We start from the raw sequence: 16,990 nt of genomic DNA on the forward strand, positions 1-16,990 counted from the left end.
CGCCCTCCGTTACGCGGCGTGGTCATCCCACGCCCGGGGCCCGCGGTGGCGACTATGATCAGTTACAGAGGAATCACCGCGATGGTCCACTCAGGCCTGGCGGGTCCAATGATCGCCACTCGAAGAAGAGGTTCACGTGTCACCAGCGTCCATGACCCAGAAGTATTCAACGCTTTCCCCGTCGCTCGCGGTGGGGATCGACGAGCCGGACCGCAACCTCGCACTTGAGCTTGTCCGCGTCACCGAGGCCGCGGCGATCGCCGGCGGCCACTGGGTTGGCTTCGGCGACAAGAACAAGGCCGACGGTGCAGCCGTCGACGCCATGCGCTCCTTCCTCCAGACTGTCCACTTCAACGGCGTTGTGGTCATCGGTGAAGGCGAAAAGGACGAGGCTCCGATGCTGTTCAATGGCGAACAGGTTGGTGACGGCACCGGTCCTGAGTGCGACGTCGCCGTCGACCCCATCGACGGAACCCGCCTGACTGCACTGGGCATCAACAACGCCCTGGCCGTCCTGGCCGTCGCCGAGCGCGGCTCCATGTTCGACCCCTCCGCCGTGTTCTACATGGAGAAGCTGGTCACCGGACCCGAAGCCGCCGACATGGTGGACCTGCGTCTACCCGTCAAGCAGAACCTGCACCTGATCGCCAAGGCCAAGGGCGTGAAGGTCAATCAGCTCAACGTCATGATCCTGGACCGTGACCGCCACCGCCCGCTGGTCGAGGAGATCCGCGACGCCGGCGCGCGCACCAAGTTCATCATGGACGGCGACGTTGCAGGTGCCATTGCGGCTGCCCGCTCCGGCACCGGCGTCGACGCCCTCATGGGCATCGGCGGAACCCCGGAAGGCATCGTGGCGGCGTGCGCCATCAAGTCCCTGGGCGGCGTGATCCAGGGCCGGCTGTGGCCCACCAGCGACGACGAGAAGCAGAAGGCGATCGACGCCGGCCACGACCTCGAGCGGGTCCTGTCCACCAACGATCTCGTCACCAGCGACAACTGCTACTTCGCCGCCACCGGCATCACCGACGGCGACCTCCTCAAGGGCGTGCGCTACTCCAAGGACAAGGTCCTGACGCAGTCGATCGTCATGCGCTCCAAGTCCGGCACCATCCGCTTCGTGGACGGCGAGCACCAGGCCAGCAAGTGGGAAGGCTACGCCCGCAAGAACTAGCCCCCCGCTTCCAGCGCGAACTGGCAGCTAATGACCCCAAATCTCGATTTTGCGGGCGTTAGCTGCCAGTTCGCGCTTAAGGGGTAGGTGGAGCTGTGGATAACTGCTTCAGAGTGTTGCATAGGGACCACAATGAAGCATGTCCCGGATCCCCATGCCTCCGCAGTTACCGAACGGATCATTTCTTGTCGACGACGCGGCCCGGCTGGGCCTGAGCGTTAAACAGCTCACCCGGGACGGGATTTTTGCGCCGTCCCGCGGCATCAGGGTTCCGCTGCATAGCACCGGAAGCGTGGCGGACAACGTGCGCGCTTACTCGCGGCTTGATCCGACCTGTGTGCTCACACATTCGACCAGCGCCAGGATCTTCTGCATCTGCCTCCCGGGCTGGATGGACCGGGACTGGCGCATCCATATGGCCCGTCCTGCGGACGGGTGCAAGCCCCGCCGCCGCAACGTTGTCGGACACCAGTTGTCGTTCAAACCCGGCGAAGTGGTGATGTTCGACGGCGTTCGCCTCACGTCGCCGGCACGAACCTGGCTCGATCTCGCAGCGCTGTTGAGCATCGATGAACTCGTGGCCGCCGGTGACTCGATCGTCGTCGAACACGGGGAGGACTTCCCCGTACCGCGGCAGGCGCTGGCAGCCATTGCGGATCTGAAGGGCATCGTTGGCCGGCATCCCGGCATCCCGGCATGCGCGGGATCCGGAAGGCGAGGTTCGCCCTGGACATGATCCGGGTGGGGGCGGATTCTGCGCCGGAAACAATGATGCGGTTGGCGCTGGTGCGGGCCGGGCTCCCTGAGCCCACCCTCAACGTCGTCTTGCGCAACCGGATGGGGCATCCGGTGGTCTGGCCGGACGCTGCCTACCCCGAGCTAAGGATCGCCCTTCAGTACGACGGCGCGCATCACGGTGGCCTAGAGCAGTATCGCCGGGACATCAAACGCCAGGGCCTCACTGAAAGCCTTGGCTGGCACGAGCTTCGGGTGCAGAGCAGCGACCTCGAGGGAGACCGCCCTTTCATCGTGGAAAAGGTCAGGGCCGTTCTGCGGGGACCGAACGCGGCCGCCATAAACGAACGAACCGGCAGCTAATGCCCGCAAACTGCGCTTTTGGGGTCATTAGCTGCCAGTTCGCGCTCAGCGGGTGGGGCGCTTGATGAGGGTTTTGATGCCGTCGCGGAGTTTGCGCGCCACCTGGTAGGCCGCGTACCGCGGCCGGTTGACGGGCAGGTCCCAGGTACCGGGGTAGGCGATCTCGCGCCCGCCGAACGACTTCTTGAACGCGGTGAACCCTGCCCACTTGTGGTCGGGCTCCCCGGCCGGGGCGACGCCCCACAGGTCCACGTGCTTCAGGCCCTTCTCCTGGGCATCTGCCATGAGCGTCACCAGGAGGGGGATGCCGGCGCTGAGCTTGCGGTGGGTGTCATCCATGGCCGCGTGGGCGTACGTCCGGGTGTCCGCCGAATCGTAGGCCAGCGCTGCCGCCACCGGGCCGCCGTGCAGGTCGGCGATGAACAGTGTCGCCGCGCCCGCGGGCATGAGGGACTCGGCCACCTGCGTCAGGTACTCGTCGCTTTGCGGTTTGAAGCCGTTCCGCCGCGCCGTCATATGGAGGAAGTTCAGCAGCACGCGGATGTCTTCGGGGTCCTGCGTGGAGCGGAACGTCACGCCCTTCTTGTGGATGTTCCGGTACAGGTTGCGGTTGACCGGCTTCATCTCGGCCAGGACCTCCTTGAAGTCCCGGTCCAGGTCCACGATCCAGCTAAGTTCGGGCTGCTGGTTGACCGGGGCAGGCTGCAGGCCCCGGCTCCGCAGAGCATCCGGCGCACTCGAAGGATCCAGGCCGGCAGTGACCGGCTCGATCCGGATGAAGACGGCGCCGCAGGACGCGGCCAGCCGCCGGAGGGCGGCCAGCGCGGCGTCGAACGCCTCGACTGATTCGGCCACCGGGCCGTAAGGCGCATACAGGACCTTGCCCGCGGGATTCTTTTCCTCGATGGCCAGGAAGCTCCAGCCGGGACCGGACTGCCGGTGCACGCGGCGTCCCAGTGACTTCTGGAAATCCTCCCAGGCCTTCGTTTGCAGGAAGTACTCCACGGCGTTCAGGCCTTCATCGAGGTGGTCACGGCAAAGGCCACGGCGTTCTCCAGGGCCCCGGACACGGGATGGACGTTGACGGGCGCGTCGGCGGCCGGCAGGAAGGCGCTCGCGCCGCGGTCCAGCTGCAGGTCGCCCTTCGGCGAGTCGAGGATCACGGACCCGGCCACGACAATGATTACCGCGGCGCCCGACTGTGCCAGCGGAACGGGTTCGCCATCCGGCAGCAGTTCGATCCGCTGGAGCTGGAACTCGCGGAACGGCGGGCAGTACAGTTCCTGCCCGAGCTCGGAGGTTTCCGGCCGCAGCATGGGGACGCCCACCGATTCGAAGGCGATGGTGTTCAGCAGCTCGGGAATGTCGATGAACTTGGGCGTCAGTCCGCCGCGGAGCACATTGTCCGAGGATGCCATCACCTCGACGCCGAGTCCGTACAGGTAGGCGTGCACGTTTCCGGCCGGCAGATACACCGCTTCGCCCGGCTCCAGCGACAGCCGGTTGAGCAGCAGGGAGATCAGGACGCCGGGGTCGCCGGGGTACTCGCCGTGAAGGCTCAGCACCGTGGAAAGCTCCTGCTGGTAGGGCGCCATGGGTGCACCCGAGGCCAGCACGTCCACCACCCTGGACGTGGCTTCCTGGATTGCCCCGCCCCCGGCGATCAGCCGTTCGAACGCGGACCTCAGCGCCGTGGCCTCGTCGGGCTGCGAGAGGTCCTCGATGACGTCCTTCAAGAGCTGCGGCACACCGTTGCCGGGGAGTTCCAGGCAGCCTGCCAGGTGGAGGAAGATGTCGCGGGACTTCTCCGGTGCACGGAAACCGCACAGCGCATCGAACGGGGTCAGCGCGAAGATCATTTCCGGTTTGTGGTTGTCGTCCCGGTAATTGCGGTGCGCGGCACCGGCCGGCACGCCGTCGGCATTCTCGCGGGCGAAGCCGGCTTGAGCCTGGTCGAGGCTCGGGTGCACCTGAAGCGACAGCGGCTTGGCAGCGGCGAGGATCTTGGCCAGGAACGGCAGGCGCGGCCCGAATTCGGCCACCGACTCAGATCCCAGAAAATGTTCCGGGTCCTCGCCGATGAGCGCGTTCAGCGGTGCCGTCGTGCCGTCCGGCCGCTTCGCCACCGACGGCGAGTCAGGGTGCGCGCCGATCCACAGCTCAGCTTCCGGTCCGCCCGACGCCGGCCGGCCGAGCAGGCCGGCGATCGCCGTCGTCGACCCCCAGGCATACGGCCGGAGGACGTTGTCGATTTCGTACAAAGCCAAGTGTCCTTCTCTCTTGCAGCAGGTGAAGCTAAAGGCTTAGAGGGCAGCGCACTGGCCGTTGGTGGCCACGAGGTCGCGGATGGCCTGCTCGTTTCCCTCGCGCTTGAACTGGTTCAGCATCTGCTCCGTGATCGGTTCCCCCTCGGGGGTGGTGGTCACCGGGGTGAAGTCCGACGACGACGATGGTGACGGTGAGGGGGTTGTGGCCGGAAGACCCGCCAAGGGAGCTGCCGCCGGACCCGCCGCGGAGAGCCCGCTGCCTGGCACGGAACTTGGCTGCAGCATGGCGTCCTGCAGCCCGGCGTCGGCCGCAGCGGCGGCTGGCGACGATTCGGAGCTGGCGGACGCGAGCAGCTTCTTGACACGGTCATGGATCTGGTCGAAGTCGGGCACCGTGGAGAAGGACGCGTCGAAGTCCGGCGGCCCGATGGTGAGCCGCTTGACGTCCGTGCCCTTGGCCTTCATGGCCAAATCCACGAAGCTGCCGAGCTGGCTGGAGGAGATGTTGGAATCCACCACCTTGGTGCCGGCGTTGGCGATGTCCTCGAACTTTGCCAGCAGGGTTGCGGGGTCCAGCTGTTTCAGCATGGCCTGCTGCACGCACTGCTGCCGCGCGATCCGGGCGTAATCGTCCACGAACTCGCGGGACCTGCCGTACCAGAGGGCCTGGAAGCCGTTGAGCTTCTGGTCGCCGGCCGGGATCCAGCCGTCGGGCATGCCGTGGATGCCGTTGGCCTCATCGACCATCGGCCCGCTGATGGGCACCCAGCCGCCGGCCTTGATCCGGATGCCGCCCATCGCGTCGATCAGCTTCGCGAAGCCGTCCATGTCCACCAGCACGTAGGCCTGCACGGTAATCCCGAGCGTGCCGGACACCGCTTCCAGGGTTGCCTGCGCTCCGGGGTCGGCGACGCCGGGGTAGAGGTCCTTGTGTTCGTTGGTGACCTCGGTGTTGATGGCGTTGATGAGGCATTCGTCGCCGCAGTTGTAGCCCTCGGGATAGATCTGCCGCATGGGCGAACCCTCGCTGAACTGGGCGTTCTGCAGGTTCCGCGGCACCGAGATGATGGCGGTCTGGCCGGACTTGGCATCGACGCTGAGCACGGACAGGCTGTCCGGGCGGCGTCCGGTGCGGTCGGCACCCGCATCGCCGCCCATCATGAGGAAGTTGTAGCGGCCGTCGACGGGGTCAATGGCCGGTCCGGCGTTGAAGATGCTGCCGATCGCATTCCGGCTGACATTGAGCAGGTAGGCGGCGTAGCCCAGCGATCCGCTGCTCACCACCATGGCCAGAACAAGCGCAATCACGACGGCGGGCCTCATCCGGGCGGGCAGCAGCACCGGCCGGATAAGGCGCAGGGTGTTCACGAACAGCAGCAGCCAGCCCACCGCCAGCGCGGCAAGGACCAGGACGATGAGCAGCGAGGCCACCGGATTGGTGATGATGTTGATCAGCAGGGTCCGGTTGGTGAACAGCAGTACCAGGGCAAGGACCGCGAGCAGCCAGGCGCCCAGCGTCACGCGCAGGGCGATCCGGCCGATCTTGCGGTCCCCGGCCACGATCTGCGCGCTGCCGGGCACCAGCAGCGTGAGTAGGATCAGCAGGAACGCGCGCTTGGTGCGCACAGGTTCGGCGGCACTCGACGGGTTACGGACGGGATCCGTCAGGAGCCCCTGGGACGGCAGTTCGTTATTGGACATGGCAGATCCCTATCGGCTGCTCCGCAGAGCCACGTTTGCGTCGGAGAAGACTTCGTTGACTTTCTGGCGGAGGTTGGCGCCTTTTCGGCTGGCCACGTCGTTGAGTTCCTGGGCGAAGTCCAGGAGCTCCGTGCGGAGGCGGGCGGAGAGGTCGTCGGTGCCGGAAGCCAGCATGCGGACGGCGAGCAGGCCAGCGTTCCGGGCTCCGGCAATGGAGACCGTGGCCACCGGAACCCCGGCGGGCATCTGCACGATGGAGAGCAGGGAATCCATGCCGTCCAGCGTCTTCAGCGGAACCGGAACGCCGATCACGGGCAGGGGAGTGACGGAAGCGAGCATGCCCGGAAGGTGTGCGGCACCGCCGGCGCCGGCAATGATCACACGGAGGCCGCGCTCGTGGGCCGTCTGCCCGTAGCGGATCATCTCCGTGGGCATGCGGTGGGCGGAGACAACATCCGCCTCGAACGGAATGCCGAACTCGGCCAGGGCGTCAGCCGCCGCCTCCATGACGGGCCAGTCCGAATCCGAGCCCATGACGAGGCCTACGAGGGGAGCGGGGGCGCCGGTTTCCGGTGCTGCATCGGATACGGGGCTCATGGGGTCTCCTCGGTGGTGCCTGTTGCCGCGGACGGCAGTCTGCCGTCACGGATGATGTTAGCCACGGTGGTGGCGCGCTGCCGGAGGGAGTCGACGTCCGCGGCGGACGCGCCCACCATGTTCACGTGGCCGATTTTCCGGCCCGGCCGCACGGACTTGCCGTAGCAGTGGACCTTTGCGGCCGGTTCCGCCGCCAGCGCAGTGGGGAACGCGGAGAAAAGGTCCTGGTTGTCGCCGCCCAGGAAGTTCTTCATCACCGCAACCTGGCCCAGGACGTCGGTCGCGCCGAGCGGCAGGTTCAGGACAGCCCGCAGGTGCTGTTCGAACTGGCTGGTGACGGAGCCGTCCTGAGTCCAGTGTCCCGTGTTGTGGGGGCGCATCGCCAATTCGTTGATCAGGAATCCGGCGCCGGTGCCGGGCGTCTCGAACATTTCCACGGCCATGACGCCGGTGACGCCGAGTTCATTGGCGATCCGGAGGGCAGCCTCTTCGGCGGCTGCAGCCACCTCAACGGAAATGTTCTGTGCCGGTGCGATCACTTCGTCGCAGACGCCGTCCACCTGGATGGTGTGGACCACGGGCCAGGCACGGGACGCCCCGTCCGGGGTGCGGGCCACGAGCGCGGAGAGCTCACGGCTGAACTCCACCTTGGCCTCGGCGAGGAGCGGGCTCATGGCCTCGAACCAGTCGGCGGTTTCCGCGGCTTCCTCCGGGGAGCGCACGATGCGTACGCCCTTTCCGTCGTAGCCGCCGCGCGGGGTCTTGAGCACCACGGGCCAGCCGATCCGGTCCCCGAAGCGAACCAGGCCGGCGACGTCGTCCACTTCGGCCCACTCGGGGTTGGGCAGTTCGAGCCGGTCGATGGCCGCGCGCATAACCAGCTTGTCCTGGGCGTTGATCAGCGCGTCCGGCCCGGGCTGGACGTTCACCCCGGCTTCGATCAGGGCATAGAGGTGATCCCCCGGGACGTGCTCGTGGTCAAAGGTCATCACATCCAGGCCCTTGGAGAATTCCATCAGGGCCGCGAGATCCTTGTAGTCGCCCACGGGGGCATTGGGGACAGCGGAGACCGCGGATACGTCTTCGCCCTCAGCCAAAACACGGAGTTCAAAGCCCAGGGCAGTGGCGGCAGGGGCCATCATGCGCGCAAGCTGGCCGCCGCCAACCACGCCGATTACTGGAAAAGTCACATCTTCCAGCCTACAGAAAAGGAGCGCGGTTGCCGTCTTTCATGGCTGTGAAGGTCCCGAAGTCGCCCGATTTTGGTGGCACGGCTGCTGATGGGACCGTCCAGCGCGGGGCGCTTTGAGGTTACTCCCGGCAAACGGCGCTAAAATGGGAGCTTGGCCCATCGGCCCCCACTATTCAGACGGCCACGGAGGGTCATGATTAACACACTTGCAGAGCGCATCCGGGGACTCGCCTCGCTTTTCTGGCGCGAGGTGGCAAAGTTCGGTGCCGTGGGCGGTGTGGCGTTTGTCATTGACAACGGGCTGACTTACTACCTGATGCACGGACCCATGACGGACAGCGAGGCCAAGGCCCGCTTTGTGGGTGCCACCGTGGCCACCGTGTTTTCCTGGATCGCCAACCGTCTCTGGACCTTCCGGCACCGCCGCCAGGCCAACGTCCTGCGTGAATTCCTGATGTTCATCCTGATCAACGGCATCGGCATCGGCATCTCCACCGGATTCACGGCCCTGGCGAAGTATTCGCTGGGCGTGACGGACAAGAACATGCTTTTCGCCGCGGGCGTGGTGGGCATTCTGGTCGCCACGGTGGTGCGCTTCTTTGCCTACCGGTTCCTCGTGTTCAACCAGGAACTGGACCAGGAGCCGGAGTTCTCGCACGACCACGAGATCATCGAGGTCCACCAGCACTCAGCCAAACCGGCTCAGCGCGTTCTGGAACCGGACGTGGACGAACCCGAGCGGCCGGTCCGGCCGAGCTAGTTCAGGCAGCCCGGCTCCGTCCGGCGAAGGCAGTACCGGAACGGCAGCCAGCTCACTCGCCGTGGATCCGCTCGGCAGTCAGAAGCTTGTCCGTCAACTCGACGTCGCCGTGGACCAGGACCACCGAGCCGTCACTCTTCCACGCGCCCAGCGCGTTGGCCAGCGCCGCCTCGAGGCCGTCGGCGGCGCGCACCAGGAGCCGCGCGCTCGGCTCGTGTCCCGCGGCAAACTCCGCCAGGAGGGCCTCGTGCCGGACGGCTGCACCTTCCGAGTTCCGGACGGCGGGCGATACCGGGTCGGGGTCGTTGTGGGCCATGAACACGTCACCGTGGGACCGGACCTCCGCGGCGTAGTCGAGAACTCCGGCAGGCAAGTCGCCGGGCCACCGCATCGCCAGAGCGGGTAGCGGAACGGCGACGACGGCGTCGAATCCGTTTCCGGCTGCGTCCGGTTCGGACGTGGCGAGCAAGTCGGCATCGCCGGATCCGAGGACCACCTCCATGCCCAGTTGCCAGGCGGCGAGGGCCCAGATAATTGACTTCCAGTGCGCGGGAAGGTCCAGGCGGAGCCGCATTCCGGGCTCGGCGTCGAGTTCGTCCTGGAGCAGGTTGCTGGTCTTTGCGACCCAGTTGTCCAGCACGCGCCCGGAGAGTTCCACGCGCTCGGCATCGGGCCCGTACCAGGTCAGGCGCGGGGAAGTGGAGTGGCCCGAGCGCAGGGCCGTCATCAGATCAGTGGCCGGGATGTTCATGGCTTCATCTTGCCACGCCTTCTTGCGTGATCTCCGGCACAACAGTTTGTAACATCGTTTGCCTTACCGGTGCAGCTGACGGCAGAATTGCCGGAATTGTGCGTGCGCCGAGCAGCATAGTAAGGTTGCTGTCAAATTTTCCGTGGCCGTCGAGCGGGGCAAGCAAAAAATTCCCGGGCGTGGCGCGCCTGCTGATTGGCGTGGACATTGATTATTATTCCGTCGCGGCTTGACTCCCCCTACTTACACGCGTGTAATTAGATATCGAAAAGCCGCGGCGAACTCTAAGGGACACCACGTAGTGTCCCTGAACGTCGGGCCGGGGGCCGCACTACTCAGGAGGGGACGCCATGGGGCAAGCGGAGCGCATGCATGATGATGCTGTTATGGCCGGCCAGGCCACAGCAAAGTACAGGTCGCGGGGGGTACCCAGCGACTGGTACGTAGATCCGGCTGATCCGGACGCCGCAGAGCGGTACAACCAGGACACGTCTGCCTCGTTGCAGGACCAGGCCACAGCCTTCCTGGCCCAGCACGACGCCCTCCAGAACGAATCCCTGCTGGCCGGACAGCCGGAGCGGGACGACGACGATCTCGATCCCCCCATGGAGATCCGAAACCCGGCATCCTCCACGCTGGCCCAGCCGGTGTGGATCGGCTTGCCGCTGGGGCAGGATTTCGACGACGAAGGCGAGCTCGGGTGGCAGACTGACGCTCTGTGCGCCCAGACTGATCCGGAGGCTTTCTTCCCGGAAAAGGGCGGTTCCACACGGGACGCCAAGAAAGTCTGCGGAGCCTGCAGCGTGCGGTCGCAGTGCTTGGAGTACGCCCTGGCCAATGATGAACGGTTCGGGATTTGGGGTGGCCTCTCCGAGCGTGAGCGCCGACGGCTGAGGAAGCGAGCAGTCTAATTCTTCAGGAAGTACACGTCACTGCCGTTGTGGTTGCCCACAACGGCAGTGATTATTTGCCCAGGACACTTTCAGCGCTGGCCGCACAGACCCGGCCTGCGGACACCGTGATCGGGGTTGATACCGGCTCACAGGACAATTCAGCTGCCCTCCTTCAGCGCGCCGTCGGCGATGCCAATGTCATCACGGTCGATGGCGGCAAAGCAGGAATGGGTGCAGCAGTGCGGGCCGGCCTCGCCGCCTTGGCTCCATGGAGCCGGCAGGGCACGCGGGACCGGTCCGAATGGATCTGGCTGCTGCACGACGATGCGGCACCTGCCCCCGAAGCGCTGGCCGAACTGCTGCACGCAGTGGAGCGCGCCCCGTCCGTTACTGTCGCGGGCTGCAAGCAGCTGGACTGGAACGCCAGGCGGCGCCTGATCGACGTCGGGCTTTCCACCAGCCGCTGGGCCGAGCGGCTCACGCTCATAGAAGCGGACGAACTCGACCAGGGCCAATACGACGGCCGTTCCGACACCTTCGCGGTCAACTCTGCCGGCATGCTGGTCCGGCGCGACATCTGGGAGCACCTCAAAGGGTTTGACCCGGCTCTCCCCGGCACGGGCGACGACGTGGACTTTTGCTGGCGGAACCGGCTGGCCGGACACCGGGTGGTGGTGGTTCCCAGCGCGAGGATGTTCCACGTGTCCCACCGGCCGCATGCCCTTGGCACGGCCCCGGCTGCGCGCCGGGCGCAGGTGCACCTGCGGCTCAAGCACGCACCGCTGTGGGCGCTGCCGCTGCACGCTGTCGGCGCCCTCTTCGGGAGCCTCCTCCGCCTGATCTTCAGCATCGCCGTGAAGGATCCCGGATACGGTTTCTCGCAGCTCCTGGCAACAGCCGCAGCCCTCGCCAGGCCTGCCGCCCTCGCCCGCGGGCGGCGCAACGCCGCGCGCACCCGCCGAGTCCGCCGCTCCGTGGTCAAAGCGCTGCAGACCGAACGGCGCGAAGTGTGGGGCCACCGGCGCTCTCTGATGGAGGCCCTGGGTGCAGACGACGCCCGGGCCTCCGAGGACAGCAATGATCCGCTGGAGGAACAGCCCAGCGGCGACTCGACGGACGACTTCGCAGCCCTGTCGACCAACGAGCGGGGCTGGGTGGGCAACGGTGCCGTCGCCGCGGTGATTCTCGCCACCGTGGCGTCCTTCGCCGGCCTTGCCGCGCTTTTCCAGGCCGACGCTGCCGCCGGAGGCGCGCTCCTGCCCGTCTCAGCCCGGCTGGAGGACATCTGGCACCACGCCTCCAGCTGGTGGATCGGACTGGGCGCCGGACTTCCGGGGCACGGCGACCCCTTCGGCTATGTCCTCTGGATCCTCGGCCTGCTGGGCGGAGGCAACGCGAACGGCGCCGTTATCTGGCTGCTGCTGCTGGCCATGCCGCTCTCCGCCCTGGCTGCCTGGTTCGCCTCCGGCGCCCTGACCTCCTACCGCCGGTTCCGGCTGGCGGCGGCGCTGGTCTGGGCAGCGGCGCCCGCCCTGCAGGTGGCTGTCAACCAGGGGCGTCTCGGAGCCCTGCTGGCACACGTCTTGATGCCGCTGCTGGTCCTGGCGCTGCTGCGGGCCACCGGCTCCGCTCTCGGACGCGGCCGGTTCGCCCCCGTTCCGGCCGGCAGCCTCGCGGACCAGCCGCCGGCCAAGCCCGGAGTCAATGGCACGCCGTCGTGGACGGCAGCCGCAGCTGCCGGGCTGGCACTGGCGGTCATCACCGCTGCAGCCCCGTCGCTCCTGCTGCCGGCCGCCGTCGTGATCATTGTTCTGAGCCTGGTCCTGGGCAAGCGCGGGCGAACGCTCTGGTGGGCACTGCTGCCGAGCGCTGCGCTGTTTGTGCCGTTTGCCCTGTCCACCCTCGACCGCCCCCGGGCCCTGCTTGCCGACCCCGGACTGCCGCTGCCTTTCGAGGCTGCTGCGGTGTGGCAGCAGATCCTGGGCCAGCCGCTCGGCTTCGGCCCGGCCGGCGGTCTTTCCGGGCTGGCGCTCTTTTCCGGCGGCTCCGTCCCCTGGGCGCTGCTGCTGGCCCTCCTGATCGGAGCCCCGCTCCTGGCGCTGGCTGTTGCCGCCCTCTTTGTTCCGCTCCGGATCCACCCGGACCGCCGCGGCCGTGTCGCCCGCGTCCTCTGGGCCGCGGCGCTGGTGGTGCTGGCCGGGGGATGGCTGGCAGGACACGTCGCCACCGGGGCCGGCCCGCAGGCCCTCGTGGCGCCGTTCACCGGTCCGGCAGTCTCCGCCGCCGTGTTCGGGCTGCTTGGAGCGGCCATCATCGGCGGCGACGGCCTCCTGGCGCTTGCCGGGTCCGGATCAGACAACTCGTCCCGCGGTGGGGGAGTGCGGTCCGCCGCCGTGGCCCGCGGTGCCGCGGCGCTGGCGCTGGTGCTCCTGCTCGCCGGACCGCTGGCCGGGCTGGCGGCCTGGACAGTGCAGAATGTTGTGCAGCCGGCCGACGCCGGGGCGCACGCTGGCACTGGGGACCTCGGGGTGCCCAGGCTCGTGGGCCCCACCGACCCGCGGATGCTGCCCGCCACCGCTGTGGACCGCGGCGAGGGACCGGAGCAGACCCGGACGCTGCTGATCAGCACGGGCGAGGACGGCACGTACAGCGCCACCCTCATGCGCGGAGGCGGCACCACGCTGGACAGCCTCTCAACCATCGCGGCTGCCCGGGACATCCTGGGCAGCCCCGGGCAGGAATCGGTCCGCGACGACGACGAGGTCACCGCGGCGCTGCGCACCAGCGTGGCCACGCTGGTGGCTGCCCGCGGTGTCGACCCGCGGCCCGAACTGGAGCGGCTCGGCGTCGGATTCGTCGTCCTGCGCGCCGCTGACACTGCGGCGCAGCTCACTGCCAGCCGGATGGACGCGGTCCCCGGGCTGACAGCCGTGGGTCCCACCGATTCGGGCTGGCTCTGGCGCGTGACACCGCTGAACGACGCCGTCCTGCAGCCCGCCGACGTCGCCCACCGTGTGCGCATTGTGGACGGCAAGGGTGCCACGATCGGGCTCGTCCGCTCGGACCTGACCGGAGCCCAGGCCTCCGTGCCCAAGGGGCCTGAGGGCCGGCTGCTGGTGCTCGCTGAGCGGGCAGATCCCGGCTGGACCGCCTGGCTCGACGGCCGCAAACTGACCTCCACCACCTCCGGCTGGTCCCAGGCCTTCACCCTGCCTCCGCAGGCCGGCCATCTGACGGTCCGGTATGAGAGCCCCTGGGCGCTCTGGTCCGGCATCCTCCAGGCCGCCGTCATCGGCCTGACGGTCCTGCTGGCGCTCCCGATGCCGGCGCGTCGCCCCAACACCGGCCTGTCCAGGGACGAAGGCTCCCTGCGTAAGGAATACCAGAATGCATGAGGAAGAAAACGACGGCGGGACGCCGGCGAAGCGGGGCAGCGGACCGGTAGCCCGGGCTGCTGGAAGCGACGCTTCCAGAACCAGCGCTTCCAGAACCAGCGCTTCGGGAACCAGCGCTGCGGGAACGCGCGCTTCCGGAACCCGGTCCAGCGGTGCCAGCCGCATCGCCGGCCGCCGCGGCATCGTGGCCCGAGTGCTCTCCGGTGTGGCCATCCTCGCCGCTGGCGGAGGCCTTGTTGCGGGAACCGCCCTGGCGCCGCAGCCGTCGGCAGCCAGGCCGCTCGACGCTGCAGAAGCGGCTGTGCCGGCTGGAAGCGTCCAGGACGTCTGCCCTGCTCCGGCGCGGCTTCTCGAAGGAACGCCGGTCGGGACCGACCCGCAGTTCAGCCCCGAATCCGCCACAGCCAGGAGCACCGTGTCGGCAGCGGTGGTGAGTTCGGCGGGCGGCAGTCTTCCCGGCAGCGCGCTCTCCGCCCTGAAGGGGTCCGAGCTGAGGCGGATCGCCAAGGCGCCCGGCTCGGCGACGGCACCCGCGGGCTCCTCCGGAGTACTTGCCGGGGTTGTAGAAGGGCAAGCCGTGGACGACGTCAGCGTGCTGTCCGCGGACGCCCTGGCCAACCGGCAGCCTGCGGCGGGAGCCCTCATGGCCTACACGGCAACCGACGGGGACCTGCAGGGTTCGGCCGCAGCCGCCTGCCAGACGCCCTCGAACGACCTCTGGCTCGGCGGCGCCAACACCGCGGTGGGCCGCAGCAGCGTCCTCAACCTCACCAATGCCTCCACCACCCCTGCAACCGTGAACCTCGAGCTTTACGGGAAGGCTGGCCAGGTCAAGGCCTCCGGCAGCCGCGGCCTTCTGGTGGGGCCGAAGTCGACGCGCTCCATCATCCTGGCCGGTCTCGCTCCCGGGGAAGAACGGCTGAGTGTGCACGTTCGGAGTACGGGCGGGCCGGTCAGCGCCTTCATCCAGCAGAGCGTGCTGCGCGGGCTGACCTCCGGCGGCGTGGATTTCATCGCGCCGGGGACTTCCGCGGCTCCGTCCCAGGTGATGACAGGCATCGACATCCAGGACGCCGGGGACGTGAAGTCACTGACCGGCGAATCCGGTTTTGACGACGCTGGACCGTCGCTGCAGATCACTGTTCCCGGCCCGTCGGACGCCGTGGTGGAGGTGAAGCTGTTTGGGCGCGCCGGCCAGCAGGCCCTCCCGGGAGGAGGGGTTGTCACAGCCAAGGCAGGCACCGTTACCGAGGTTCCCCTGTCCGGCGCTCCGGCCGGCCAATACACGGTTTCGGCCACGTCGGACGTCAGCATCGTGGCCGCCGCGCGCGTGAGCCGGGGGCTCAAGGCCAGCCAAAGCCTGGACTTCGCGTGGTCGCCCGCCACGGCCCAACTGGGCAGCCAGCACGTGGTCCCTCTACCGCAGGGCGGGGAGCGGCTGCTGGTCTTCGGAGCCTTGGATGGCAGGGCCACCATTTCCTACACCCCGATCACAGCCGACGGGAAAATCCGTACGGCAGCTACCGCGGACATTGCCGCCGGGACCACCACCACCCTTAAGGCAGCAGACCGGATCGGAGACTCCGCCGTCGTCGGCTATCTGGTGTCCGCCTCGGGCGGCGCCGCCTACGGCACGGTGCTGCTGGAACGGGAAGGCCGGAACGATGTCTCCACCGTGGCCATCGCACCGGGCGCAGAAGGACAGGAAAAAGTGCCGGTGACGCTGGGCTACTAGCCCCGGATTCCGCCGCCGCGGGCTGGGACCGGCCGTGGGCCGGAACTGATGGTGCCAGGCTTAGTAACGGCGGCGGTAGACCGGATCCAGTGTTTCCGGGGCGACGCCCAGCATTTCGGCGGTGTGCTCCACCACCACATCATGCACCAGGTCCTGGAGTTCCTCCTTGACGGGGCAGGCCTGCTCAACCACGCGGCGGTACAGCGTGATGATGGGGCCCTCGTCGTCGGTGGCGGGGGTGTAGCAGCCCAGGGGAGCGGGTGAGCCGTCGGCCAGCAGCTGTTCCAGGTTGGGCGGGATCTCGTCGACGGCGAACCGGACGCCGTCGAGCGGCTTGCCCCAGATGTCATGGAGCCGCTGGGCGGAGTCCATGACGAGTTCATCAAACCGCTCCGAGCGGCTCCGATAGCCAGGGAGCGTGGGCAGCAGCAGTTCGCCCCGGAGGCCGCGGCCGTGCCGGTTGCGCCGGCGTTGTGTGAAGCTCCGGCCAGCGGGAGCCCCGGCAGCGTCCCGGGGCGTTTCCGGGTCAGCCAACCGGACCGTGAAACCAGAAGAATGGTGCGATGACTGCATATACAGACTTTAGACCCGCCGAATGATTTGTGCGACATAACCGGACCGTAGCCGCGCTGCCGTGCGGGGGCCGTACGTCAATGTCGGGGAATCTGCCTCAGGCGGAGTATTCTGTGTTTTCGTGGGTGCAATACGTCAGTGTTCCAGGTCAGCCTGCCGCCAGTCCGCGGTGGCAACTTTGACGTACGTCTACGCGGACTCCACCGCGGTCCTCGGCCCGCTGGCAACCTATGCGGAGCCGCACTGCTACGACCTTTGCGAGCAGCACGCCAATTCGCTCACCGTCCCGCGCGGCTGGGAAGTACTCCGCCTCGCCATGCCCTCGCAGCCGCCCCAGCCCGGTCCGGACGACCTCCTCGCCCTGGCGGACGCCGTCCGTGAGGCCGCGTCCCGCCCCGCATCCCCGGCCCCGGGGCAGCGTGCCGCCCACTCGGCGCTGGAAGCGCCGGCCGCAACCGAAGGCACCCGCCGCGGCCACCTGCGTGTCCTCCGCGAACCGTCCTAGGCTGCGCGGACCCTCCTCATTCCGAACTGGCGGTAGGCTGGAAGCTGAAATCCGTCAGCCACAGCGCTTGTGCCCAGCAGGGAGCATCCACCATGCCAAAGATCAGTCCTGAACTGTTGTCCGTTCTGCGGTGCCCGGTCACCGGATCGGCTCTGACCCAGGAGGGCGAGGAACTCGTCTCAACGTCGGCGGCGGAGAGCGGCGAACGGCTGCGGTACGCCATCGAAGACGGCATTCCGCTGCTGCTTCCCCCGGAGCTCCGCGCCGCAGCCACCGCCGCCCGGTCAGACCAGCACGACGCCGGCCCGGCAGCGGCCGCCCCCACCGCCTAACACCCAGCCAGCACCGC

General features: G+C 67.9%; 17 protein-coding genes. 9 read left to right on the forward strand and 8 right to left on the reverse strand.

What is annotated here, in order from left to right; genetic code table 11:
* Positions 1–151: 151 nt before the first annotated feature.
* The 3 genes from glpX (at position 152) to DBZ45_RS11955 (ending at position 2,272) form a co-directional block, all read left to right on the forward strand.
* Positions 152–1,174, forward strand: a complete 1,023-nt coding sequence (glpX, locus tag DBZ45_RS11945; protein ID WP_190243102.1) for a class II fructose-bisphosphatase — start codon at positions 152–154, stop codon at positions 1,172–1,174.
* A gap of 154 nt (positions 1,175–1,328) precedes the next feature.
* Entirely contained in the window at positions 1,329–1,910 is a 582-nt protein-coding gene (locus DBZ45_RS11950; protein WP_146617509.1) for a hypothetical protein, read from the forward strand.
* Positions 1,871–2,272 (forward strand): endonuclease domain-containing protein, encoded by a 402-nt coding sequence (locus DBZ45_RS11955; RefSeq protein WP_111904118.1) that lies wholly within the window; start codon positions 1,871–1,873, stop codon positions 2,270–2,272. The genes DBZ45_RS11950 and DBZ45_RS11955 overlap by 40 nt, the downstream gene beginning before the upstream one ends.
* A 45-nt stretch (positions 2,273–2,317) precedes the next feature.
* On the opposite strand, the gene DBZ45_RS11960 is transcribed toward DBZ45_RS11955, so the two are convergent.
* The 5 genes from DBZ45_RS11960 to DBZ45_RS11980 are packed head-to-tail and all read right to left on the reverse strand — an operon-like array spanning position 2,318 to position 8,027.
* On the reverse strand, positions 2,318–3,277 hold the full coding sequence (locus DBZ45_RS11960) for a lipid II:glycine glycyltransferase FemX (protein ID WP_111904119.1): 960 nt from the start codon (positions 3,275–3,277) through the stop codon (positions 2,318–2,320).
* Between the two features lie 5 nt (positions 3,278–3,282).
* Positions 3,283–4,533, reverse strand: coding sequence for a mannose-6-phosphate isomerase, class I (gene manA, locus DBZ45_RS11965; RefSeq protein ID WP_111904120.1), 1,251 nt, complete (start codon positions 4,531–4,533; stop codon positions 3,283–3,285).
* A gap of 42 nt (positions 4,534–4,575) precedes the next feature.
* Entirely contained in the window at positions 4,576–6,240 is a 1,665-nt protein-coding gene (locus tag DBZ45_RS11970) for an LCP family protein (protein WP_111904121.1), read from the reverse strand.
* Positions 6,241–6,249: 9 nt separating this feature from the next.
* Positions 6,250–6,837: a 5-(carboxyamino)imidazole ribonucleotide mutase gene (gene purE, locus DBZ45_RS11975; protein ID WP_111904122.1), complete on the reverse strand. Its 588-nt coding sequence runs from the start codon at positions 6,835–6,837 to the stop codon at positions 6,250–6,252.
* A complete protein-coding gene (locus tag DBZ45_RS11980) occupies positions 6,834–8,027 on the reverse strand; it encodes a 5-(carboxyamino)imidazole ribonucleotide synthase (RefSeq protein ID WP_111904123.1) in 1,194 nt (397 codons plus the stop codon). The genes purE and DBZ45_RS11980 overlap by 4 nt, the downstream gene beginning before the upstream one ends.
* 195 nt (positions 8,028–8,222) lie before the next feature.
* On the opposite strand from DBZ45_RS11980, the gene DBZ45_RS11985 reads away from it, so the two are divergent.
* Complete coding sequence (locus DBZ45_RS11985; protein WP_111904124.1) at positions 8,223–8,789, forward strand: GtrA family protein; 567 nt, start codon at positions 8,223–8,225, stop codon at positions 8,787–8,789.
* 52 nt (positions 8,790–8,841) lie between these two features.
* On the opposite strand, the gene DBZ45_RS11990 is transcribed toward DBZ45_RS11985, so the two are convergent.
* Both DBZ45_RS11990 and DBZ45_RS22705 read right to left on the reverse strand, forming a co-directional pair.
* Positions 8,842–9,540: a TIGR03089 family protein gene (locus DBZ45_RS11990; RefSeq protein ID WP_111904125.1), complete on the reverse strand. Its 699-nt coding sequence runs from the start codon at positions 9,538–9,540 to the stop codon at positions 8,842–8,844.
* A gap of 4 nt (positions 9,541–9,544) precedes the next feature.
* Entirely contained in the window at positions 9,545–9,748 is a 204-nt protein-coding gene (locus DBZ45_RS22705) for a hypothetical protein (protein WP_146617510.1), read from the reverse strand.
* A gap of 142 nt (positions 9,749–9,890) precedes the next feature.
* Between DBZ45_RS22705 and DBZ45_RS23390 the strand changes: the two genes are divergently transcribed.
* Genes DBZ45_RS23390 through DBZ45_RS12005 form a run of 3 tightly spaced genes read left to right on the forward strand, consistent with a single transcriptional unit; the run spans position 9,891 to position 15,563 of the window.
* Positions 9,891–10,451: a WhiB family transcriptional regulator gene (locus tag DBZ45_RS23390; RefSeq protein ID WP_111904126.1), complete on the forward strand. Its 561-nt coding sequence runs from the start codon at positions 9,891–9,893 to the stop codon at positions 10,449–10,451.
* A gap of 29 nt (positions 10,452–10,480) precedes the next feature.
* Positions 10,481–13,828 carry a glycosyltransferase family 2 protein gene (locus tag DBZ45_RS12000; RefSeq protein ID WP_111904127.1) on the forward strand — a complete coding sequence of 1,116 codons (3,348 nt, stop codon included), beginning with the start codon at positions 10,481–10,483 and terminating at the stop codon, positions 13,826–13,828.
* The gene (locus DBZ45_RS12005) at positions 13,821–15,563 is read left to right on the forward strand and encodes a DUF5719 family protein (RefSeq protein WP_111904128.1); all 1,743 of its coding nucleotides are present in this window, start codon (positions 13,821–13,823) and stop codon (positions 15,561–15,563) included. Before DBZ45_RS12000 ends, DBZ45_RS12005 begins: the two co-directional genes overlap by 8 nt.
* A gap of 60 nt (positions 15,564–15,623) precedes the next feature.
* Here DBZ45_RS12005 and DBZ45_RS12010 read toward each other — a convergent pair whose 3' ends face one another.
* Positions 15,624–16,136: a metallopeptidase family protein gene (locus tag DBZ45_RS12010; RefSeq protein WP_111904129.1), complete on the reverse strand. Its 513-nt coding sequence runs from the start codon at positions 16,134–16,136 to the stop codon at positions 15,624–15,626.
* 121 nt (positions 16,137–16,257) lie between these two features.
* Between DBZ45_RS12010 and DBZ45_RS12015 the strand changes: the two genes are divergently transcribed.
* Complete coding sequence (locus DBZ45_RS12015) at positions 16,258–16,641, forward strand: DUF3499 domain-containing protein (RefSeq protein ID WP_102970687.1); 384 nt, start codon at positions 16,258–16,260, stop codon at positions 16,639–16,641.
* 92 nt (positions 16,642–16,733) lie between these two features.
* Positions 16,734–16,973, forward strand: a complete 240-nt coding sequence (locus tag DBZ45_RS12020; RefSeq protein ID WP_111904130.1) for a Trm112 family protein — start codon at positions 16,734–16,736, stop codon at positions 16,971–16,973.
* The last annotated feature ends 17 nt before the right edge of the window (positions 16,974–16,990 follow it).

Origin of the sequence: Arthrobacter globiformis, from assembly GCF_003261175.1 — a bacterium.
Taxonomy (GTDB): Bacteria; Actinomycetota; Actinomycetes; order Actinomycetales; family Micrococcaceae; genus Arthrobacter; species Arthrobacter globiformis_A.